18 protein-coding genes are annotated in these 21,380 nt (G+C 67.5%); 15 read left to right on the plus strand and 3 right to left on the minus strand.

What is annotated here, in order from left to right; translation table 11 throughout:
* The first annotated feature begins 8 nt into the window (after positions 1 to 8).
* Both J8I34_RS13015 and J8I34_RS13020 read left to right on the plus strand, forming a co-directional pair.
* Entirely contained in the window at positions 9 to 1,298 is a 1,290-nt protein-coding gene (locus J8I34_RS13015) for an aromatic ring-hydroxylating dioxygenase subunit alpha (protein ID WP_209806210.1), read from the plus strand.
* Positions 1,299 to 1,335: 37 nt separating this feature from the next.
* The gene (locus tag J8I34_RS13020) at positions 1,336 to 1,851 is read left to right on the plus strand and encodes an aromatic-ring-hydroxylating dioxygenase subunit beta (RefSeq protein WP_209806211.1); all 516 of its coding nucleotides are present in this window, start codon (positions 1,336 to 1,338) and stop codon (positions 1,849 to 1,851) included.
* Between the two features lie 47 nt (positions 1,852 to 1,898).
* Here J8I34_RS13020 and J8I34_RS13025 read toward each other — a convergent pair whose 3' ends face one another.
* Together J8I34_RS13025 and J8I34_RS13030 are read right to left on the minus strand one after the other, a co-directional pair.
* Positions 1,899 to 2,429: a MarR family winged helix-turn-helix transcriptional regulator gene (locus J8I34_RS13025; RefSeq protein ID WP_209806212.1), complete on the minus strand. Its 531-nt coding sequence runs from the start codon at positions 2,427 to 2,429 to the stop codon at positions 1,899 to 1,901.
* Positions 2,430 to 2,538: 109 nt separating this feature from the next.
* Positions 2,539 to 3,210, minus strand: coding sequence for an ankyrin repeat domain-containing protein (locus J8I34_RS13030; protein WP_209806213.1), 672 nt, complete (start codon positions 3,208 to 3,210; stop codon positions 2,539 to 2,541).
* 480 nt (positions 3,211 to 3,690) lie between these two features.
* On the opposite strand from J8I34_RS13030, the gene J8I34_RS13035 reads away from it, so the two are divergent.
* The 11 genes from J8I34_RS13035 to J8I34_RS13085 all read left to right on the plus strand — a co-directional run bounded on the left by J8I34_RS13035 (position 3,691) and on the right by J8I34_RS13085 (position 18,502).
* Complete coding sequence (locus tag J8I34_RS13035) at positions 3,691 to 3,900, plus strand: hypothetical protein (RefSeq protein WP_029044711.1); 210 nt, start codon at positions 3,691 to 3,693, stop codon at positions 3,898 to 3,900.
* 78 nt (positions 3,901 to 3,978) lie between these two features.
* Positions 3,979 to 4,671: an intradiol ring-cleavage dioxygenase gene (locus J8I34_RS13040; RefSeq protein WP_209806214.1), complete on the plus strand. Its 693-nt coding sequence runs from the start codon at positions 3,979 to 3,981 to the stop codon at positions 4,669 to 4,671.
* Between the two features lie 387 nt (positions 4,672 to 5,058).
* A complete protein-coding gene (locus J8I34_RS13045) occupies positions 5,059 to 6,102 on the plus strand; it encodes a TRAP transporter substrate-binding protein (RefSeq protein WP_198030775.1) in 1,044 nt (347 codons plus the stop codon).
* A 19-nt stretch (positions 6,103 to 6,121) separates the two neighbouring features.
* Positions 6,122 to 6,748 carry a TRAP transporter small permease subunit gene (locus J8I34_RS13050; RefSeq protein WP_029044714.1) on the plus strand — a complete coding sequence of 209 codons (627 nt, stop codon included), beginning with the start codon at positions 6,122 to 6,124 and terminating at the stop codon, positions 6,746 to 6,748.
* On the plus strand, positions 6,745 to 8,703 hold the full coding sequence (locus J8I34_RS13055) for a TRAP transporter large permease (protein WP_029044715.1): 1,959 nt from the start codon (positions 6,745 to 6,747) through the stop codon (positions 8,701 to 8,703). Before J8I34_RS13050 ends, J8I34_RS13055 begins: the two co-directional genes overlap by 4 nt.
* 64 nt (positions 8,704 to 8,767) lie before the next feature.
* Entirely contained in the window at positions 8,768 to 10,258 is a 1,491-nt protein-coding gene (locus tag J8I34_RS13060) for an MFS transporter (protein ID WP_051320273.1), read from the plus strand.
* Between the two features lie 529 nt (positions 10,259 to 10,787).
* The gene (locus tag J8I34_RS13065; protein ID WP_209806215.1) at positions 10,788 to 12,188 is read left to right on the plus strand and encodes an HlyD family secretion protein; all 1,401 of its coding nucleotides are present in this window, start codon (positions 10,788 to 10,790) and stop codon (positions 12,186 to 12,188) included.
* 94 nt (positions 12,189 to 12,282) lie between these two features.
* Positions 12,283 to 13,629, plus strand: coding sequence for a hypothetical protein (locus J8I34_RS13070; protein WP_209769876.1), 1,347 nt, complete (start codon positions 12,283 to 12,285; stop codon positions 13,627 to 13,629).
* Positions 13,630 to 13,631: 2 nt separating this feature from the next.
* Positions 13,632 to 15,593, plus strand: a complete 1,962-nt coding sequence (locus J8I34_RS13075; RefSeq protein WP_209769875.1) for a glycosyltransferase family 2 protein — start codon at positions 13,632 to 13,634, stop codon at positions 15,591 to 15,593.
* A gap of 38 nt (positions 15,594 to 15,631) precedes the next feature.
* Positions 15,632 to 17,401, plus strand: a complete 1,770-nt coding sequence (locus J8I34_RS13080) for an efflux transporter outer membrane subunit (RefSeq protein ID WP_209806216.1) — start codon at positions 15,632 to 15,634, stop codon at positions 17,399 to 17,401.
* Between the two features lie 276 nt (positions 17,402 to 17,677).
* Positions 17,678 to 18,502 (plus strand): EamA family transporter, encoded by an 825-nt coding sequence (locus tag J8I34_RS13085; protein ID WP_371748074.1) that lies wholly within the window; start codon positions 17,678 to 17,680, stop codon positions 18,500 to 18,502.
* 3 nt (positions 18,503 to 18,505) lie between these two features.
* On the opposite strand, the gene J8I34_RS13090 is transcribed toward J8I34_RS13085, so the two are convergent.
* Complete coding sequence (locus tag J8I34_RS13090) at positions 18,506 to 19,015, minus strand: GNAT family N-acetyltransferase (RefSeq protein ID WP_371748072.1); 510 nt, start codon at positions 19,013 to 19,015, stop codon at positions 18,506 to 18,508.
* A gap of 180 nt (positions 19,016 to 19,195) precedes the next feature.
* On the opposite strand from J8I34_RS13090, the gene J8I34_RS13095 reads away from it, so the two are divergent.
* Positions 19,196 to 19,666 (plus strand): winged helix-turn-helix transcriptional regulator, encoded by a 471-nt coding sequence (locus J8I34_RS13095; RefSeq protein ID WP_209806224.1) that lies wholly within the window; start codon positions 19,196 to 19,198, stop codon positions 19,664 to 19,666.
* Positions 19,667 to 19,999: 333 nt separating this feature from the next.
* Positions 20,000 to 21,319 carry an MFS transporter gene (locus J8I34_RS13100; protein ID WP_209769867.1) on the plus strand — a complete coding sequence of 440 codons (1,320 nt, stop codon included), beginning with the start codon at positions 20,000 to 20,002 and terminating at the stop codon, positions 21,317 to 21,319.
* Positions 21,320 to 21,380: the final 61 nt, after the last annotated feature.

The following is a 21,380-nucleotide window of genomic DNA, read 5'->3' on the forward strand; positions in this document are numbered from 1 at the left end:
ACCCCCACATGTACCAGACACAAGCGGTGATCCAGCACACGCTGGGCAAGAAGAACCCGGCACTGGATGAATGCCGCTGGCCCGATGATGGACTGCACTGCATCCCCGACTGGGTCTACACCAGCCACGCCGTCCATGACCTGGAGCTGCAGAAGATCTTCCGCGGCCGCTCGTGGAACTATGTCGCGCTCGAAGCAGAAATCCCGCACGCCGGGGACTTCAAACGCTCGTATGTCGGCGCGACTCCGGTGGTCGTGTCGCGCGCCGAGGACGGCTCGATCAACGTGTTCGAGAACCGTTGCGCGCACCGGGGCGCCGAGTTCTGCCGGCATAGCCAGGGCAACGCCAAGGAATTCGTCTGCCCTTACCACCAGTGGTCCTATGACCTGAAGGGCAACCTGCAGGGTGTTCCGTTCAAGCGCGGCGTCAACCGCGCCGGCGGCATGCCCAAGGACTTCCGCAACGAAGACCACGGGCTGGTGAAGCTGCACGTGGCGGCACGCAACGGCGTGATCTTTGCCTCCTACGCGCCTGACATGGAAACCCTGGAAGACTACATGACGCCGGAGATCCTGAAGGACTTTGACGTGGTCTTCAACGGCAAGCCGCTCAAGGTGCTCGGCTATTACAAGAACGAACTGCCGTGCAACTGGAAGATGTACCACGAGAACCTGAAGGACCCGTACCACGCCACGCTGCTGCACTCGTTCCTGGTGGTGTTCGGACTGCTGGTGGCGGGCAATGAATCGGCGATGATCGCCGACCCCGTCCATGGACGCCACGGCACCATGGCATCGGCCAAGAAGGAAGACAAGTACGCGGCCGTCAGCGACGAGAACAGGAAGGAGATGCGCTCGTACCACGAAGGCATGCGCCTGGAGGACGAACGCTTCCTGGAGTACGTGCGCGAGTTCGACTCGCCGTGGTCTGTGACGATGCAGACGATCTGGCCGAACCTGATCGTGCAGCGCGAGATGAACACGCTGGGCGTGCGGCAGATCGTGCCCAACGGCCCCGACAGCATGCTGATGCTATGGACCATGTTCGGCTATGAGGACGATACCGAGGAAATGACGCAACACCGCCTGCGCCAGGGCAACCTGATGGGCCCCGCCGGCTTCCTCGGGCTGGAAGACAACGAGGCAATGAAGTTCGTGCAGGAAGGCGTGCGCCGCTCCAGCAGCGACCTCAACGTGCTCAAGCTGGACGCGCAGCAGATCGGCACTTCGAGTTCCCTGATCTCCGAATCCGCCATCCGCGCGATGTACCAGTACTACCGCGGCGTGATGGGGTTCTGAACACAGCCTGACGGGAATCCAACAGCAAATGAAACCGATGAACTACTCCCTCTATCGCGAGAGCACCCTCGGCACCGCGCGCGCGATCGAACTGCGGCTGGAGATCGATGCCTTCCACGCTGACTATTGCGCGGCACTGGACGCCGGCATGGTCGAGGACTGGCCGGGCTTCTTTACCGACGATGCACTCTACCGCATCACCGCGCGCGAGAACGCGGAACGCAACCTGCCCGTGGGACTGGTGTATGCCGAAGGCATCGGCATGATGCGCGACCGCGCCGCGGCGATCGCCAATACGCAGATGTTCGCGCCGCGCTACAACCTGCACCTGGTGACCAACACGCGGGTCAGCGATGAAACCGCCGACGGGGATATCGTGGCGCAGGCCAACTTCATGCTGTTGCAGACGCTGGTCGAAGGCCCCACCACGATCCACCTCGCGGGGACCTATCACGACCGCTTCCGCCGCCAGGCCGGCAGGCTGCTGCTGCGCGAGCGGCAGGTGGTGTACGACACCACCATCATTGCGAACGACCTGGTCTATCCGGTCTGATCCGCATCGCAATGAGAAACGGCGGGCATTGCGCCCGCCGTTTTGGCTTACATGCTCCGCAGCACGGTGCGGCTGTACTGGTTGTTGGCCTCCACCAGTGTCGCCAGCAATTCCATGAACACCTCCCGCTGCGCCGGCTTCAGCGGCGCCAGCATACGTTCCTGCGCGCGCGCCATGTCGGCACGCAGCGACGTGACCACGCTCTTGCCTTCGCGCGTCAGGTGGACATGGCGCGTACGCCGGTCCGCAGGGTTCTCGCGGCGCTCGACCAGGCCGCGGTCTTCCAGCCGGCGCACCACGTCCATCGTCGTGGTCCGGTCCAGCCCTACTTCCTGCCCAAGCGAAGTCTGGTCGAGTCCCGGCAGCACCGACAACACGGTCAGGATGGCGTACTGCACCGGCGTGATATTGGGCGCCTTGCACTCCTCGAAGAACATCGCCACGTGAATCTGGTGAAGCCGCCGCACAAGAAATCCGGGACGTGCCCAGAGCAGTTCCTTGGCCGGATCCGCTTCCGGCACCGCAGTTGCCGTACTGCCGCTTTCACTCGTTGCGCTGCGTCTTGCTCTCGGAGACATCGCTTTCACCATTTTGTATGCACACTGACAGTATATATGAGGCTCGGTGGAGGCGATCCGTCGGAACGGGTCACAGCGCGTCGCGTGAATGGCCCGGAGCGCCGGCGCCTCAGCGCGCGCCAGCGGCACTGAGAATGCGCTCGATCTGCGCATAGCCGCGCTGGCGCGCATGCTGCAGCGGACTGACGCCCTCGCCGTCGGCGAGGTTCACGTTGGCGCGCGCCTGCACCAGCAGGCGCACGATCTCGGTATGCGCGGCGCCGCCGTTGCCGAGGATGATGGCCTCGAGCAGCGCCGTCCATTTCAGCCGGTTGACATGGTCGACATCCACGCCGGCCGCGATCAGCATGCGCACGGTCTCGACATGCCCGCGCTCGGCGGCGGGAATCAGCGCGGTGCCGCCATAGCGGTTGGTGCTGCGCAGGTCTGCGCCGTTGGCCAGCGCCATGCGCAGGATCTCGTTGTGGCCACGCGCGCCGGCGTAGAGGTAGGGGCTGTCCTGGATCGCATCCTTGGCATTGACGTCGGCGCCGGCCTCGATCAGCACCTTTGCCGCTTGCACGCGGTTGTGATGCGTGGCGACCAGCAGCGCGGTACGTCCCTGCGCGTCACGGGCGTCGATGGCCACGCCGCTGGCAAGCAGCGCGCGCACGCGTGCGGTGTCGCCACTGGCCGCGGCGGCATGGAGTTCGGTGGCCGGCAAAGCGCCGGCCGCGAAGGAAACGTGGGTCACCATGGCAATCACAATGGCAAGAGAGAGAAGCAGGCGCGCGGCCAGCATGCGTGTATCTCCATGCGGGATGAGAAAAAAGAGGCCATGGTCGCGCAGCAGGAGCGGCCTGGTCGCGGCATTCTGTCACGCCGGCACCGTGCGCCGGAAGTTAAGCCTTTGAATGGGATCCAGTGACAAAACGAATGAGTCGCCGCGATGAATCGCCGAGCCTGCCACCGGTCAAGCCCACGCCACCTGCATGGCCATCACACTGTCATCGTCGCTGGCCGATAATGGCTCCGACACCGGTCAGCGAGAGGCAACTTGTAACGGCAAGTACTGGCAAGGAACCGTGCGCCACCGGTACCGTCAAACAAGCTAGCCGCCAGAGACCGGACATGCGACCGGGCACCGCGCTGCAGCATTCGTGCCGCAATGCAGCACGCGCCGTCGCAAGTGCCAGGGTCTCCACGGCGCGCTTCTTCGCGCGGGCGCCGCGTGCGCCCTGCAGACCCCCAGCAAACGCCCCCTCTAGCCAAGGAGATGAACGTGCTGAGCCCGCATGAATTTGCCACGCTATTGCTCCTGAGCGACGGCCCCGACTCCCTCGATTCGAACGATTCCCGCCAGATCGATCCCACTGACCTGAAGGCCCTGGTCGAAAAACAACTGGTCCAGCTCGAAGTCCTGCACGGTTGCCGGCAGGAACCACGCATCACCAGCCACGGCTACTCGATGCTGAAAGCCATGGGACGCTGAGGCGTCCCGCCCATCACCCGACCGGCTGACCCGCGATTCGCGCAGCAGTGCGCACCCCGACATCCCACGGAGACCCACATGGACGTGCGCCTTGCAGCCGGCCCTGACGGGACAGCCCCCCCAGACACCGCGCGCCGCTGCTTCCTGCAAGAAGTGGCGGCCCTGCTTGCGCTCGGGTGCATCGGCACCGCAGAAGCGCAGGCGCCGGCGGCCTGCCTGCTCACCCCTGAGGCAACCGAAGGGCCCTTTTACCTGGACGATGCACTGATGCGCGCCGACATCCGCGACGGCCGCCCCGGCCAGCCGCTGCGGCTGCGGCTGCGCGTGGTCGAGGCACGGCGCGGCTGCGCGCCCGTCCAGGGCGCGCTGGTCAGCGTGTGGCACTGCGACGCCAATGGCAGCTACAGCGGCGAAAGCGCCACCAATCGCCAAACCCGCTACCTGCGCGGCGTGCAGGCCACCGGCGCCGACGGCGTGGCGACGTTCACGACGATCTATCCCGGCTGGTATCCGTCGCGCGCCATCCATATTCACTTCAAGGTGCTGCTGGCGCAGTCGGAAGTCCTGACCAGCCAGCTGTATTTCGATGATGCGCTCAGCCGACAGGTGCTCCGCAGCCACCCTGCCTACCGCGCACACGGCGTGCCGACGCGTCCGACCACAGGGGATCCGATTGCCGGCAGCAGACCCAGCACCGTGCGCGTGAACCAGCCCGGGGATACCGGCAGCGCGCTCGAGGGCGAGTTCACAGTTGGGATTGCGCGCGCCTGAATCTTGCGGCAGTGCCGCATCAGCGCCCGCGCCGCGGAGCCAAAGTGAGCCAGCCCACACCGCGCGGGTAATCCCTAGATTGTGGTTCTCTGTCCATTTCCTACCATGAAGGGAATCAGGGACCACCCTGCGCAGCGCGCGCGCAGCTTTCCTGGTCCATCGCTTTCCCGATTTTCCCGACTTTTCCGGTGTTCAAGACAGTGGCGAGCTGACTCGGCCCATGGCCAGTGCTCGCGGCCATCCCACCCATACATGGAGGCAATCATGGCATCCAGGACGAGGAAAACACAGGCGAAGCAGTCTGCCGCCGAGACCGGCGGCGCGGGTGGCGTCTCGCGGCGCGGCTTTCTCGGCGGCGCCGCCGGGGCAGCAGCCGGCGCTGCGGCAATGGGATTCCCCGCCATCGTCAAGGCGCAGGGCCCCGTCACCATGCGCTGGCAGAGCACATGGCCGACCAAGGACATCTTCCACGAGTTTGCCGGCGATTTCGTTGCCAAGGTGAACAATATGTCGGGCGGCGACCTGAAGATCGAACTGCTGCCCGCCGGCGCGGTGGTCAAGGCGTTCGACCTGATCGATGCCGTCAGCAAGGGCACCCTCGACGGCGGCCACGGCGTGATCGCGTACTGGTACGGCAAAAACTCCGCGCTGGCGCTGTGGGGCTCCGGCCCCGCGTGGGGCATGGATCCGAACATGCTGCTGGCCTGGCACAAATACGGCGGCGGCAAGCAGTTGCAGGAAGAGATCTACCGCAGCCTGAACCTCGACGTGGTCTCGTTCCTGTACGGGCCGATGCCGACGCAGCCGCTGGGCTGGTTCAAGAAGCCCATTACCAAGCCGGAGGACTTCAAGGGACTGAAGTTCCGCACGGTCGGCCTGTCGATCGATATCTTCACCGGGCTGGGCGCCGCGGTGAACGCGCTGCCCGGCGCAGAGATCGTGCCGGCCATGGACCGCGGCCTGCTCGACGCCGCCGAATTCAACAATGCCAGCTCGGACCGGGCGCTGGGCTTCCAGGACGTGTCCAAGGTCTGCATGCTGCGCAGCTTCCACCAGGCCTCGGAGCAGTTCGAGATCCTGTTCAACAAGAAGCGCTATGACGCGCTGCCGGCCAAGATGAAGGCACTGATCGCCAACGCGGTGGAGGCGGCCTCGGCGGATATGTCGATGAAGGCGATCGACCGCTATTCCAAGGACTATCAGGCGCTGCAGGCGCAGGGCGTGAAGTTCTACGCCACGCCCAACTCGGTGCTGCAGGCACAGCTCAAGGTCTGGGACGAGATCGTGGCGCGCAAGGAAAAGGAAAACCCGATGTTCAAGAAGGTCAACGACTCGATGAAGGCCTTCGCGCAGCGCGCCACCCGCTGGCAGAACGACACCAACGTCGACTTCCGGCTGGCGACGAGCCACTACTTCGCCAAGCGCACCTGAGCAGCGCCGGGGCACCATCGTGCAACGCCTGCTGCTCGGCATCGACCGGGTAAGCACTTTCGTCGGCCAGGCCGGCTCGTGGCTGATCATCGCGCTGACGCTGATGATCAGCTACGAGGTGTTCTCGCGCTACGCGCTCGGCGCGCCGCACGCTTGGGTGTTCGATGCCAGCAACATGCTGTACGGCACGCTGTTCATGCTGGCCGGCGCCTACACGCTGGCCAAGCGCGGGCACGTGCGCGGCGATATCCTGTATGGCTTCCTGTCGCCGCGCATGCAGGCGGCGATCGACCTGGTGCTGTACCTGGCCTTCTTCTTTCCCGGCGTGATCGCGCTGGCCTGGGCCGGCATCGACTTCTTCGAGGTCTCGCTGGCGCAGAACGAACATTCCTCGATCGCCGCCGACGGCCCGCCGATCTACCCGTTCAAGGCGGTCATTCCGATTGCCGGCGCGCTATTGCTGCTGCAGGGCGTAGCCGAGACCATCCGCTGCATCCTGTGCCTGCAGCGCGGGCAATGGCCGCCGCGCGAAGGCGATGTCGAGGAAGTGGACGTCGAACAGCTCAAGGAAATGGTGCAAGGCACGCCGACGGCCGAGCTGGTTGACACGCCCCCGCCACCCCACCGCGAGGACGCCGCGCGATGAGAAAGGAACTCTGGTTCGGCGTGACGCTGATGGCGCTGATTGTCGGCGCCGTGATCTGGTTCATGCCTGCGCCCGGCGACTGGACCAACGGGCATCTCGGCCTGCTGATGCTCGCCCTGATCGTGGTGGCGATCATGCTGGGCTTTCCCACCGCGTTCACGCTGATGGGCATGGGCGTGCTGTTCTCATGGCTGGCCTATCGCCACGCCAATCCCGAGATCGCGGTGCAGCAGACGCTGGACCTGATGGTGCAGCGCGCGTATGCGGTCATGACCAATGACGTGCTGATCTCGATCCCGCTGTTCGTCTTCATGGGCTACCTGGTCGAGCGCTCCAACCTGATCGAGAAGCTGTTCCGCAGCCTGCACCTGGCGCTGGCCTGGATCCCCGGCTCGCTGGCGGTGGCCACGCTGGTGACGTGCGCGATCTTCGCCACCGCCACCGGCATTGTCGGCGCGGTGGTCACGCTGATGGGGCTGCTAGCGTTTCCTGCCATGCTGCGCGCCGGCTACAGCTCGACGCTGTCGGCCGGCGCGGTCACCGCCGGCGGCTGCCTGGGCATCCTGATCCCGCCCTCGGTGCTGCTGATCGTGTATGGCGCCACGGCGGGCGTATCGGTGGTGCAGCTCTATGCCGGCGCCTTCTTCCCGGGGCTGATGCTGACCGGGCTCTACATCCTGTACATCGTGCTCATCGCCAAGCTCAAGCCGGCGCTGGCGCCACCGCTGCCCGAGAGCGAACGTGCGGTGCCGCTGCCGGCACTGGCCGGCACGCTGCAGGCCGGGGGCGCGGTACGCGCGCTGCCCGCCTTCGGTGCCGGCATGCTGCGCGCGTTCAAGGGCCCGCGCAATGCAGACGTACCCGCCGCGGCGTTCGCGCGCCAATTGGGCATCGTCTTGCTGCCCGCGCTGGCCGTGGCGGTGATCATGGGCACGTTATACGAGGCAGTGACCACGCCAGGCGCAAGCGTCGCAGTCGAAGCGCCGATTGCGCTTGGCGGGGCCGAGGAAAGCAGCGCGCCACTGGATGATCTGCAGGCGCCGCCGGAAGAATCACCGGTGCCGGCGCCGGACGCGCCCGCGGGCACTGCCGCACCGGCCGCGGCTTCGCCCGGTACTCCCGGTACTCCCGCTGCAGCACCCGCCGCACAGGCCGATGCACAAGCCAATGCACAGCCGGCACCCGCCGCAGGCGCGGCCACGCCGGCGCCGCGCTGGTTCTGGATCACGTTGGGCGTGGTCGCGGTGCTGCTGGTCTACTTCTACTGGCGCTTCAGCTTCGCGCGGCTGGAAATCTTCAAGATGCTGCTGGCGTCGTTCTTCCCGCTGGCGCTGCTGATCCTGGCGGTGCTGGGCTCGATCGTATTCGGGCTGGCCACGCCGACAGAAGCGGCGGCGGTGGGATCGCTGGGCGGCGCGCTGCTGGCAGCCGCCTATCGCCAGCTCAATTTCCGCGTGGTCAAGGAATCGGTGCTGCTGACGGCCAAGACCAGCGCCATGGTGTGCTGGCTGTTCGTGGGCTCGTCGATCTTCTCGGCAGCATTCGCGCTGCTGGGCGGGCAGGCGCTGGTCGAGCAATGGGTGCTGTCGCTGAACCTGTCGCCGGTGCAGTTCATGATCCTGGCGCAGGTCATCATCTTCCTGCTCGGGTGGCCGCTGGAATGGACCGAGATCATCATCATCTTCATGCCGATCTTCATCCCGCTGCTGGATAACTTCGGCATCGATCCGCTGTTCTTCGGCCTGCTGGTGGCGCTGAACCTGCAGACCGCGTTCCTGTCGCCGCCGGTGGCAATGGCCGCGTTCTACCTGAAGGGCGTGGCGCCGCCGCACGTGACGCTGAACCAGATCTTCCTCGGCATGCTGCCGTTCATGGGCATCCAGCTGATCGCGCTGGCGCTGCTGTACGTCTTCCCCGGCATCGGCCTCTGGCTGCCCACGGTGCTGTACCGCTGAAGCCGGGGGGCGCCGCGGCGCCTATACTAGGGTCTGTTCCCATAATGGGAACAGACCCTTGGCAATGCCGAACGCAACGCCAGCCGATAGCGCGCTCGCCACCCTTCCGCTCGATACCGCATTCCGCACCGACATCCCGGGGCGGCTGGACCGCCTGCCGTGGTCGCGCTGGCACTGGCGCGTCACCGTCGCGCTGGGCATTGCCTGGGTGCTCGACGGGCTCGAGGTCACCCTGGTAGGCTCGGTCGGCGCCGTGCTGGAGCGCCCCGACACGCTGGCGCTGAGCGCGACGCAGGTCGGCTGGACCGGCTCGCTCTATATCCTCGGCGCGGTCATCGGCGCGCTGGTATTCGGCCGCATGGCCGACCGGCTCGGGCGCAAGCGGCTGTTCCTGGCCACGCTGACGGTCTATATGCTCGCGACGCTGGCCACCGCGTTCGCACCGGATTTTGCCTTCTTTGCCGCCTGCCGTTTCCTCACCGGGCTGGGCATTGGCGGCGAATACGCGGCAATCAATTCCGCCATCGATGAGCTGATCCCCGCGCGCGTGCGCGGGCGCGTCAACCTGGCGATCAACGGCAGCTTCTGGCTTGGCGCGGCATTGGGCGCGGGCCTGAGCCTGGCGGTGCTCGATCCACGCATGCTAGGGCCGGTATGGGGCTGGCGCGCGTGCTTTGCGCTGGGTGCGCTGCTGGCAGTGGCAATCGTGCTGGTGCGCCGGCACGTGCCCGAAAGCCCGCGCTGGCTGGCCACGCACGGGCGGGTCGAAGAAGCCGAACGCGTGGTCGCCGCGATCGAAGCAGAGGTGCGCGCGAGCCATGGGCCGCTGCCGCCGGTGGCGTCCGATTGCGCCCCGGTTGCGATGCGCCGGCGCGCAGCCCCCGGCGTGGGCGAGGTCATGCGCCTGCTGCTGCGGCGCTATCGCCGGCGCAGCACGATCACGCTGGCGCTGATGGTGGCGCAGGCGTTTTTCTACAACGCCATCTTCTTCACCTATGCGCTGGTGCTGACGCACTTCTACCACGTGCCGGAAGCAAGTGTGGCGCTATACATCTTCCCGTTCGCCCTGGGCAATGCCGCAGGGCCCTTGCTGCTGGGGCCGCTGTTCGACCATATCGGGCGCCGGCGCATGATTGCCTCGACCTATGTGCTGGCCGGCATTGGCCTGGCGCTGACCGGCTGGGCCTTTGTCGAAGGCTGGCTCGATGCGCGCGCGCAGGCGTTGTGCTGGTCGGCCGTGTTCTTCCTGGCTTCGGCGGCGGCCAGCTCCGCGTATCTCACCGCCAGCGAAGTGTTCCCGCTGGAAATGCGTGCCCTGGCGATCTCGGTGTTCTATGCCCTCGGCACGGGCACCGGTGGCTTTATCGCGCCATTGCTGCTCGGCGCGCTGATCGAGAGCGGCAGCCGCGAAGCGGTGGCTGCGGGCTATGGTCTCGGTGCGGCACTCGTCATCATCGCCGGCCTGCTGGCGTTGCGTTTTGGCATCGATGCCGAACGCCGTCCGCTGGAACAAGTCGCGCCGCCGCTTGCTTCAGACGATCGTCCGCAATGGTAAACAAGCGATCCGTCAGCGCCTGTCCGAAATTCTGCAGCCCGCGCCGGACAACGTTCCTGGCCCATGCGTGCACCGGTCGTGTCCCTGCTTTCGCAACCGCCAGTATTAAGGCCGTATTAAGCAAGACTACGACCTCCCCTTACACATTCTTACAGCAAGCCAGGGGGCAACTGTCTAGCCTTAACTCACGCGCGGCGGCCTGAGTGCATGAATCTTATCGTCAACAGGCTGCCACCTAGTGGCCATCGCCTTGCTGCTCGCAGCAGCGATCGGCCATTGTTCAACGCTGCCCGAATCAGAACGGGCAAATCTACGGACCGGACCGAGGTCCGATGCAAGGTGCGCCGCCGCGGCTGACTGCCGCAGCGCGCGTGCTGCAGACAACAAGCTGAATTGGGGACTACCAGGCCGGGCATCGCGCGACAGCCCTTGCGCGACGCCACGCGCTTGCCTGTGAATTTGCTCATCCGGCCTGCGGTGCCAGCAGCCGGGAGGGATGCTTTTGACCGTTTGCCGGAGAACAACGACCATGGCCGACCAGCGCAACAACCCACCGCCGCCGCCTTCCCCCCCGCGCCACACGCTGGCCCCCGCATCGCAGCGCCAGTCGCATGGCGACGGCCTGGTGCAGCGCCAGCAGCCCGTGGCCGTGCCGCTGTGGCATATCGTGCCGCGCATGGCCGGCTATGGCGTGGTGCTGTTCATCGTGTGGGCGGTGCTGACGATTATGTTTCCGAATGTGTTTACGCGTTCGTCGGAGCGTGCCGTGATCAACAGTCCCGTCAGCCTGGTGACCTCGCCGGTCGAAGGCATCGTCATGCAGCAGAAGGTGGCAGCGGGCCAGAGCTTCACCGCCAACCAGCCGCTGATGGTGGTGCAGAACCCGAACATCGACCGCTCGCTGCTGGTCGAGCTGACCGGCAAGAAGCTCGATACACAGCAGCGCTACGATTCCGCGCGGGCACGGCTGGAATCGAACCGCCGGATGATGGGCGCCACCGAGCAGGACCTGCAGCGCTACAACAGCGCCGCGCAGCGCGAGCATGCGACGCGCGTGCGCGCGCTGCAGGCACGGCTGGCGTCGGCCACCGCGCAGGAAGACCAGCAGCAGGAGATCGTCAACCGGAACCAGAACATGCAGTGGGCAGGCGCGGTGAGCGAGGCCTACACCAATGCTTCGCGCTACCAGTTGTCGATGCTCTCCAATGCCAAGGCCGCGGTGAAAGCCGAGCTGGACAGCGCCGTCGGCGAAAGCGAAGCGTCGCGCAACAAGGTCTATGCCTCATCGGCGGACGGCCCCAGTGCATCGCTGGCGCAGCGGCGCCAGGCGCTGAGCGCCGAATCCGCGCAGTTGACCGCCGAGCTGGAGCAACTCGAGGCGTACGGCAAGTCAGTCGACGAGCTGCTCGCCACCGAGCAGCAGCGCATCGATCGGCTGTCCAACCTGGAGATCCGCGCGACCGAGCCTGGCACCATCGAAGACCTGATCGCGCAGCCCGGCATGCGCGTGGCGGCGGGCGCCACGCTGGCGCGCGCCAGCAACTGCGCGCAGACGCGCGTGGTGGCGGTGTTCCCGCGCAGCCTCAGCGACAACCTGTTGCCGGGTGCGCGCCTGAACGTGCATGTCGACGGGCTGCCCGCGGCGCTGCCCGCATCGGTGGCGGAGATCCTGCCGCGCGCGCCAGACGGCGACCAGGCGCGCTACTTCGTGCCGTTCCCGCCGATCGAGAAGAACGAGATCTACGTCATCGCCAAGCTCGACCGGCCGCTGGGCAAGCTGCCGAACAAGCCGAATGCGGCCGCATCGGCGACCACGGCCGGCGCGGGCGGTACCGCACCGGCGAGCTCGGGTCACTGCGGCATGGGCCGCTGGGCGCGCGTGACGCTGGATCAAAGCTGGCTTGGGCAGCTACGGGCATCGCTGACCTGAGCCACGGACCTGAATGGGCCTGAATGGGCCTGAATGGGCCTGAATGGGCCTGAATGGGCCTGAATGGACCTGAACGGACACCACGGAGACGAGCATGAACCGATCACCGTTGCCTCCACCGCGCATGCGCCGGCTAGCCGCTGCACTGTTGCTGCCGGCAGCGCTCGCACTCGCCCCCGCGGCCGCGCATGCGCAGGCGTCGCAGCAAACCCTGCTGGCCGAAGGCTGCAAGGCACTGGCCGAGCGTGTCGGCCGTGAAGCCGGCAGCGGCCCGGTCTTCCTCGCCAGCTACGAGCCCGCGCCGGGCGGCGAGCCGCTGGTGCCGGCGCTGCGCAACGCCGCTTTCGTCTACGACAACGCGCTGGCCGGCATCGCGCTGGTCGCGTGCAAGCGTCCCGCCGAAGCACGCCGCATCGCCGACGCAGTGCTGCAGGCCAGCCGGCAGGATCGCCACTATCGCGACGCGCGGCTGCGCAATGCCTATCGCGCCGGCCCGCTGCCCGCGGGGCCGGCTCCGTTGCCCGGCTGGTGGGACGAGCCCAGCAAACGCTGGTTCGAGGACGCCTACCAGGCCGGCACCGCCACCGGCAACGTCGCCTGGGCGGCGCTGCTGTTGCTGGCCGTGCACGAAGCCACGCGCGACGCGCGCTACCTGGACGGCGCCGCGGCACTGATGGGCTGGGTCCACGCGAGCGTGCCCGATACCGGCGCGCCCGCGGCCTATACCGGCGGCTTCTTCGGCCACGAGCCCAAGCAGATCCGCCAGGGCTGGAAGTCGACCGAGCACAACGTCGATACCTATGCCGCCTTCAGCTGGCTCGCCAGCCGGCGCAACGACCCGCGCTGGCGCGACGGCGCCGCGCGATCGCGCGGCTTTGTCAATGCCATGTGGCAGCCGCGGGAGGGCCGCTTCGTGATCGGCACGAAAGACGACGGCCGTGCCCTCAATGCCGGCCCGTCGGCGCTCGATGCCGTGCTATGGCCGCTGATCGCGTTGCCCGATCCGCCGCAGGACTGGTACCGCGCGCTGGGCTGGGTCGACGCACGCCATCGCGCCGGCGCGGGCTATGGCTTCAAGGCCAGCCCGGACGGCATCTGGACCGAGGGCACCGGCCAGGCCGCGCTGGTGCTGCAGGCCGCTGGCCGCGCGCAGCAGGCGCAGCCGTTGTGGCCGCTGCTGCTGTCGCAGCGCGCTCCCTCGGGCATGCTCTACGCGACGCCCGATACGCGCATCAGCACGGGGCTGTCGATCGGGCCCACGTCGACCACTGAAGACTTCTACTACTTCCACCTGCCGCACCTTGGCGCCACCGCGTGGGCCGTGCTGGCGGCAGCGCGCTGGAATCCGTTCCGTCCCGGCGGCTGCCTGTACCCGTCGTGTCCGCCGCCAGCCATTGCCGCGGCCAATGCCAACACCACCAACGCCTCCGGCAAGGACTGACGATGTTCACCCTCTTCCTCGAGAACCAGTCGCTGCTGGCCATCAACGGCGGCGTGCTGCTGGCGATGGTGCTGCTGACGCTGCTGTGCCGCCAGGAGCGGCCGGCTGACCGCATGCTGTTCGGCGGCATCACCTTCCTGCTGCTGGTGGTCTACCTGACCTGGCGCGTGCGCGAGACGCTGCCCCCATGGCAGCCGACCTTCGCCAGCGCATGGGCGCATGTTTTCTTCGCGTTCGAGTGCATGACGCTGGCCTACACGCTGCTGTCGATCGTGGTGCTCGGCCGCAACAGCAACCACTCGCCCGCGGCCGACGCCGGCGAATCCGCGCTGCGCCGCGCCGCGCACGTGCCGCGCGTGGACATCTTCATCGCCACCTACAACGAAGGACTGGACATCCTGGAGAAGACAATCGTTTCGGCGCTGGCGATCGACTATCCCGATTTTCGCGTCTGGGTGCTCGACGACACGCGCCGCGACTGGCTGCGTGAATTCTGCGGCCGCGTCGGCGCGTACTACGTGACCCGCCCCGACAATGCCCACGCCAAGGCCGGCAACCTCAACAACGGCCTGCGCCACAGCGCCGAAGCCGGCGGCGCGCCATACATCCTGGTGCTCGACGCCGACTTCGCGCCCCACCGCAATATCCTGCTGCGCACCGTCGGCCTGTTCGGCGATGCGCGCGTGGGCGTGGTGCAGACGCCCCAGTTCTACTACAACGCCGACCCGATCCAGTACAACCTGCGCGCCACCGAGTGCTGGGTCGACGAGCAGCGCGCGTTCTTCGACGTGATGCAGCCGGCCAAGGATGCATGGGGCGCGGCGTTCTGCATCGGCACCTCGTTCGTGGTGCGGCGCGACCTGATCGAACACATCGGCGGCTTCCCGACCGGCACCGTCACCGAAGACATCCACCTCACCTACCGGCTGCTGCGGCACGGCTATATCACGCGCTGGCTCAACGAGCGGCTCAGCGTGGGACTGTCCGCCGAAGGGCTGCCCGAGTACATCAGCCAGCGCAGCCGCTGGGGGCTGGGCACGGTGCAGGTGGCGCTGACCGCCGACGGGCCGCTGCGCGGGCGCGGCTACACCGCGGTGCAGCGGCTGCACTACGTGCATGGCCTGCTGCACTGGATGTCGCGGCCATTCACGCTGATGCTGCTGGCGGGTCCGCTGCTGTACTGGTACTTCGGCGTCTCCACGCTGTACGGCGAGCCGCTGCAGTTCCTCGCCTACGGCCTGCCCGCGCTGGTGGCGTACTGGGCCTACAGCATCTGGATCACCGGCCAGCGCGCGCTGCCGATCTTTACCGAAGTCACGCAGATCGTCGCGTCGCTGGCGGTGACGGTGTCGCTGGTCAGCGCGATGTTCAAGCCCTTCGGGCGGCCGTTCAAGGTCACCAACAAGGGACTGGATCGTTCGAAGCTGGTGATCCACGGCAAGTTCGCGGCGCTGTACGCGAGCCTGCTGGCGTTATCGGCGCTGGGACTGGGGCGCGCGCTGGTGGTTGATGCCGATGCGCAGGGGCTGGCCTTCAATACGGTATGGACGGGCATTGCGCTGATGCTCTACTTGGCTTCGTTCCTGGTCTGCGTGGAGCTGCCGCGGCCGCGCAAGGAAGAGCGTTTCCCGCATCGCGCCGCGGCCTTGCTGCGCGTGGACGGGCGCGAATACCGCGTCACCACGCGCGACCTGTCCTGCAACGGCGTGGCCGTGACTACGCCGCTGGCCGCTGCCTTCCAACCTGGCGCCGAAGGCGCGCTGTGGCTGGCGCAGACCGGCTGGATTCCATGCCGCGTGGTGCGGCGCGATCAACAGCTGCTGGGCATTGCATTGCATGCCGACATGGCGGCGCGTCACAGCCTGATCCGCCTGCTGTTCAGCGATCCCGCGCACAACATTGCCCGCCAGGGCCAGCCGCGGCTGGCGATCTCGCGCTTCATGCGGCGCGCGCTGCTGGGCTGAACAAAGACTGCCTTTCACTGACTCTCCGGGAACCCGTCATGCCAAGCCTGAGCCGCCACTTCTTCCCCGCACAACGCCTGCTGCCCCGCACCTCGGTGTTGGCACTGTCGCTGGCGCTGGCAGCCTGCACACTGGAGCCGCAATACCAGCGGCCCGACGCGCCGATCCCTTCGGCGTTTCCGGATGGCGCCGCCTACCGCACGCCGCAGGCCCGCACCGCTGCCGGACAGCCGGGCCAGCCTGCTCAGGCGGTGCAGCCGCCCGGCCCTTCCGCCGCCGATCTCGGCTGGCGCGATGTCTTCGTCGATCCGCAACTGCGCCAGCTGATCGAACTCTCGCTGGCGAACAACCGCGACCTGCGCATGGCCACGCTCGCCATCGACGAAGCCCGCGCGCTCTACCAGATCGAACGCGCGGCGCAGTTCCCGACGGTTGAGGCCAATGCCGGCCTGGTGTCGCAGCACCTGTCGTCGCGGCTGCGCGCGCCGGGCCAGTCGCAACAGATCACCACCTACAACGCCGGCATCGGCTTTACCGCATTCGAACTCGATTTCTTCGGCCGGGTGCGCAGCCTCAAGCATGCGGCGCTGGAGCAATACCTGGCCACCGAGGAAGCACGCCGCAGCGCGCAGATCGCGCTGGTGGCCGAGGTTGCCAACGCCTACCTGACGCTGCGCGCGGACCGCGAGTTGCTGCGGCTGTCGCAGGACACACTGAAGACGCAGCAGGAAGCGGCCGAGATGGTGCGGCGCGGGCGCCAGGCGGGCGCGATGGCACAGCTGGACCAGCATCGCGTGCAAACCCAGGTGCAGACCGCGCAGGTCGGCGTGGAACAGTACACGCGGCAGGTGGCGCAGGACGAGAACGCGCTGACGCTGCTGGTCGGCACCCAGTTGCCGAAGTCGATCGCCGGGGGCGGCAACCCGGCCGCGGGCGCGGCGGCAGACCCGCTCGAGCCGCGCACGCTGATGCAAGAGTTCCCGGAGGGGCTGCCATCGAGCCTGCTGGAGCGGCGCCCCGACATCCTCGACGCCGAGCACCGGCTCAAGGCCGCCAACGCCAATATCGGCGCCGCACGCGCGGCGTTCTTCCCGCGCATCTCGCTGACCGGCGCGCTGGGCGTGGCCAGCACCAGCCTGGCGGGGCTGTTCTCCGGCGGCATGGCCTGGCTGTTCGCGCCGCAGCTGACGGTGCCGATCTTCGATGCCGGGCGCAATCGTGCCGGGCTGGATGCCGCCAACGTGCGCAAGGATATCAACGTGGCCAACTACGAGAAGACCATCCAGACCGCCTTCCGCGAAGTGGCCGATAGCATGGCGGCGCGCGCGACCTACGAGCGGCAGGTCAAGGCGCAGGAAGCGCTGGTGCGCGAAGGCAGCGAGACCCGGCGGCTGTCGGAGATGCGCTTCAAGAACGGGGTCGACGACTACTTCGGCGTCTTCGATGCGCAGCGCCAGCTCTATACCGCCCAGCAATCGCTGGTCACGTACAAGCTGGCCGGGCTGACCAGCCGGGTGTCGCTGTACAAGGCGCTCGGCGGCGGATGGCGGGAGGTGACGCAGAGCCCGGCGCCCGGCGCAAACCCACAGCAGGCCGCGCCGACCCAAGCCGCTCCTCGGGCGGCGGCGACCCAGCCGGCCACCCAGGCGGCCACCCAGGCGACCCCTCAGGCGACCCAGGCAGCCCAGGCGGCCCAGGCGGCCCCTCAGGCGGCCCCTCAGGCGGCCCCTCGGGCTGCGCCGGCCCCGGCGACCCCTCAGGCGGCGGCAGCGCCGGCAACAGTTCCCACGGCGCCGCAACGCCAATAACTCAGCTGCAAGCCGAGCCGCGCACTGCGGCCCGCACCCGCTGGCAAGCCGGGCAAGGGGCGCAGGGCCGCGGCGCACAGCCATTGAGCGCGGGCAGACCGGAACAACTGTACAGCGCCGCGCACCGAAACCTGTATATGGCGCCCTGGCGGGACTTGCCGCATGATGCGGCTGCATCGCGCACCAGACGCGAGCGTTCCCCCAGGATTCCAATTGCCGCACACCGCCTCCGGAAAAAGCTCGACCCTTGTTGCCGTCCTGGCCCTGACCGGCTCGATGGCCTCGCTGTGCGTCGGCACGTCGTTCGCCAAGCATCTGTTCGACGCGCTCGGCGCGCAAGGCACCACGGCGCTTCGGGTCAGTTTCTCGGCCCTGATCCTGCTGTGCGTATGGCGGCCGTGGCGCATTCCCCTGACGCGCGCCAATGCGCTGGCGATCGCGCTGTATGGCGCGGCGCTGGGCGCGACCAACCTGCTGTTCTACATGTCGCTGCGCACGGTACCGCTGGGGCTGGCGATCGCCATCGAGTTCACCGGGCCGCTGGCGGTGGCGGTGCTGTCGTCGCGGCGCGCCATCGACTTCCTGTGGATTGCGTGCGCGGTGACGGGCCTGCTGCTGTTGCTGCCGATTGGCGAGGCGGCCGGCACGCTCGATCCGGTCGGCATCGGCTACGCGCTGGCCGCTGGCGTGGGCTGGGCGCTCTATATCGTGTTCGGGCAACGGGCCGGCAATGCGCACGGCGGCCAGGCCACCTCGCTGGGGCTGACCATGGCGGCGCTGGTGGTGCTGCCGTTCGGCGTGGCGCATGCCGGCAGCACGCTGCTCAGCCCGCCGCTGCTGCTGGCGGGGCTGGCGGTGGGCGTGCTGTCCAGCGCGATTCCTTATTCACTGGAAATGGTGGCGCTCAAGCGCCTGCACCGGCGCACCTTCGGCATCCTGCTGAGCATGGAGCCGGCCATGGGTGCGCTGGCGGGGCTGGTGTTCCTGCATGAACAGCTGAGCCCGCTGCAGTGGCTGGCGATCGCCAGCATCATCATTGCTTCGGTCGGTTGCACGGCGACCGCGCGCGGCAAGCGCGACGCCGGCCGAGACCTGGCGTAGCGCTCAGTACGCGCCGAACCAGTCTGCCGGCAGCTGATGGCTGCGGCCGGCTTCCTCCCGCAGCGTCATCGAGACTTCATGCAGGAAGCTGTCCTCGGGATTGCGGCGGCTGCTGAAGCCCAGGCCCCGCAGGATCGCCAGCATGCGGCGGTTCTCGCTGAGCACGTCACCGCGCATGGCGCGCAAGCCAGCCGCGCGGGCATGGTCGCGCAACCGCGTGATCAGGCGCCGGCCCAGGCCCTGCCCTTGCCAGCCATCGGCGACGACCACCGCAAATTCGGCGACGCGGCCGGTGACCACGTATTCGGCGCTGGCGACGATGGCCGGTGTCCCTTGCGCGTCGGGTGCGACCACCACCAGAGCCATGCTGCCCGGCGCCGGGCTGGCCAGCCCTTCGACGACCTCGTCAACCACCCGCCCGCCGGTGAGGAAGCGGAAGTAGCGGCTTTCACGCGACAGCCCGTCGACCATGGCCCGCAGCGCGCCGCGATCCTGCTCGTTCGTGCGGCGCATCGTCACCTGCCCGCCCCGTCCTGCCGGCCAGCTTTCTGCCTCCGGCTCACTGGCGACTTGCCCTGTCATCGATTCGGTTCCGCCTGTCATGCCGCACCCCTGAATACATTATTTGTAGCCAGAGTATAGGCAATAGCCTGACTTTTGCAAATGAAGTCAGCGTGCTAAGCTGCCTGCATGATGAACGCCACGTCGTCCGAACTCCGCCAATGCTCGATCGCCGCCACACTTTCGCTGATCGGCGAAAAGTGGACGATACTTATCTTGCGTGACATTTTCCACGGCGTCACGCGCTTCGACGATTTCCTGCGTCGGCTCGAATGCTCCCCTGCCGTGCTGTCGGCGCGGCTCAAGACGCTGACCGAAGCCGGCCTGCTGCGCAAGGTTGGCTACCGCGAGCCGGGCGAGCGCGAGCGCTTCGAGTACCGCCCCACCCGTGCGGCCGTAGAGCTGCTGCCGGTGCTGATCGGCCTGATGCAGTGGGGCGACAGCCACATGACGTCCTGCGGCGAAGGCCCGGTGCAGATTCGCTCGCAGGCGAGCGGCAAGCTGGTGCGCGCTGCGCTGGTCGACGAGGACGGCACGCTGGTGTCTCCGCGCGACATGCAGATCGTCCCCATCGCTCCCCGCCGCACCGAAGGCGAGCCCTAACCCGCTTGCGTCTCTTGCTGCGCCGCACCGGCGCGGCACACTGCACTGCACCATGACTGTGCCGGCGATCTGCAAACCGCCCCAGCACAGCGCATCGCGGCTTGCCGCCGGCGCCACCCCACGCCCAAAAGCCCCATCCGCCGTCACTTCACGCTCTGGCACACCCCTTGCGTAATGTGGTCCGGGCCCGTCAACGGCGACCGGCCCACCCCACATACGCAGCGGCTATCCCATGTAGCAGCTGTCAGGACAACGGCGTCCCCTGAACTGGCTCATCAGACCATCGATGTGTCCGCTCGCGGGATGCCATTTGTTTTTTTGGAGCAAGTGACGATGATCGGCAAAGCCACCCGCATCGAGCTGCTGAGCTTGAGCACCCCGCAGATGCGCGCCTTCCACCTGACCTGGATGGCGTTTTTCGTCTGTTTCTTCGCGTGGTTTGCCTGCGCGCCGCTGATGCCGGTGCTCAAGGGCGAGTTCGGCCTGACCCCGGGCCAGATCGCCAATATCAATATCGCGGCGGTCGCCGTGACCATCCTGGTGCGGCTGGTGATCGGCCCGATGTGCGACCGCTTCGGCCCGCGCAAGACCTATACGGGCCTGCTGGCGCTGGGCGCGCTGCCCGTGCTGGGCGTGGCGCTGGCGCAGAACTACGAGACCTTCCTGGTGTTCCGCCTGCTGATCGGCGCGGTCGGTGCCAGCTTCGTGATCACGCAGTACCACACCTCGGTGATGTTCGCGCCCAACGTGGTCGGCACCGCCAACGCGGCCTCGGCCGGCTGGGGCAACGCCGGCGGCGGCGCCGCGCAGGCCCTCATGCCGCTGCTGCTGGCCGCGGTGCTGATGATGGGCGCGGACCACGCCTTCGGCTGGCGCATCGCGCTGCTGGTGCCGGGCGTGCTGATGCTGATCATGGCCGTCGTGTACTACCGCTTCACCCAGGACTGCCCCGAAGGCAATTACTCGGACCTGCGTGCCCAGGGCATCGAGATCAGCGGCAAGGACGGTGGCAAGGGCGGCGGCTGGGCCAGCTTCCGTGCCGCCAGCGCCAACTACCGCGTGTGGCTGCTGTTCATCACCTACGGCGCCTGCTTCGGCGTGGAGATCTTCATCCACAACATCGCCGCCATGTACTACGTCGACCAGTTCGGCCTGAGCCTGAAGGCCGCCGGCATGGCAGCCGCAAGCTTTGGCTTGCTGGCACTGTTCGCCCGCGCACTGGGCGGCTGGCTGTCGGACAAGGCGGCGCGCCGCCGCGGCCTGGATGCGCGTACCACGCTGCTGTTCGCGCTGATCCTGGGCGAAGGCCTGGGCCTGCTGTGGTTCGCCCAGGCCGGCAACGTGGCAATGGCCGTGGTCGCGATGCTGATGTTCGGCCTGTTCACCCACATGGCCTGCGGCGCGACCTACGCCCTGGTGCCCTTTATCGACCGCAAGGCGCTGGGCGGCGTGGCCGGGATCATCGGCGCCGGCGGCAACGTAGGCGCGGTGGCCGCGGGCTTCCTGCTCAAGGGCCTGGGCAACGTGCAGCAGACGCTGACGGTGCTGGGCGTGCTGGCCACCATCGCCGCCGTCTGCGCCATCGCCATCCGCTTCAGCGCCGAGCACAAGGCCCGCGAACAGGCGCTGTACGACAGCGCGCTGGCCAACTGAATTTCGTATCGCCCCACAGCACTACAAGCACCACAAGCAGCAAAGACTGACTACCGGACAA

The organism is Cupriavidus phytohabitans (assembly GCF_017815025.1).
In the GTDB taxonomy this organism is placed as follows: Bacteria; Pseudomonadota; Gammaproteobacteria; order Burkholderiales; family Burkholderiaceae; genus Cupriavidus.

Coding starts and splice junctions, on each gene's coding strand:
- J8I34_RS13045 (WP_198030775.1), top strand. CDS start 5,059: ATGGGATTCCCCGCCATCGTCAAGGCGCAGGGCCCCGTCACCATGCGC.
- J8I34_RS13030 (WP_209806213.1), bottom strand. CDS start 3,210: ATGCTGGCCGCGCGCCTGCTTCTCTCTCTTGCCATTGTGATTGCCATG.
- J8I34_RS13075 (WP_209769875.1), top strand. CDS start 13,632: ATGTTCACCCTCTTCCTCGAGAACCAGTCGCTGCTGGCCATCAACGGC.
- J8I34_RS13020 (WP_209806211.1), top strand. CDS start 1,336: ATGAACTACTCCCTCTATCGCGAGAGCACCCTCGGCACCGCGCGCGCG.
- J8I34_RS13040 (WP_209806214.1), top strand. CDS start 3,979: ATGGACGTGCGCCTTGCAGCCGGCCCTGACGGGACAGCCCCCCCAGAC.
- J8I34_RS13060 (WP_051320273.1), top strand. CDS start 8,768: ATGCCGAACGCAACGCCAGCCGATAGCGCGCTCGCCACCCTTCCGCTC.
- J8I34_RS13055 (WP_029044715.1), top strand. CDS start 6,745: ATGAGAAAGGAACTCTGGTTCGGCGTGACGCTGATGGCGCTGATTGTC.
- J8I34_RS13100 (WP_209769867.1), top strand. CDS start 20,000: ATGATCGGCAAAGCCACCCGCATCGAGCTGCTGAGCTTGAGCACCCCG.
- J8I34_RS13090 (WP_371748072.1), bottom strand. CDS start 19,015: ATGCGCCGCACGAACGAGCAGGATCGCGGCGCGCTGCGGGCCATGGTC.
- J8I34_RS13065 (WP_209806215.1), top strand. CDS start 10,788: ATGGCCGACCAGCGCAACAACCCACCGCCGCCGCCTTCCCCCCCGCGC.
- J8I34_RS13015 (WP_209806210.1), top strand. CDS start 9: ATGTACCAGACACAAGCGGTGATCCAGCACACGCTGGGCAAGAAGAAC.
- J8I34_RS13095 (WP_209806224.1), top strand. CDS start 19,196: ATGAACGCCACGTCGTCCGAACTCCGCCAATGCTCGATCGCCGCCACA.
- J8I34_RS13025 (WP_209806212.1), bottom strand. CDS start 2,429: ATGTCTCCGAGAGCAAGACGCAGCGCAACGAGTGAAAGCGGCAGTACG.
- J8I34_RS13080 (WP_209806216.1), top strand. CDS start 15,632: ATGCCAAGCCTGAGCCGCCACTTCTTCCCCGCACAACGCCTGCTGCCC.
- J8I34_RS13070 (WP_209769876.1), top strand. CDS start 12,283: ATGAACCGATCACCGTTGCCTCCACCGCGCATGCGCCGGCTAGCCGCT.
- J8I34_RS13085 (WP_371748074.1), top strand. CDS start 17,678: ATGGCCTCGCTGTGCGTCGGCACGTCGTTCGCCAAGCATCTGTTCGAC.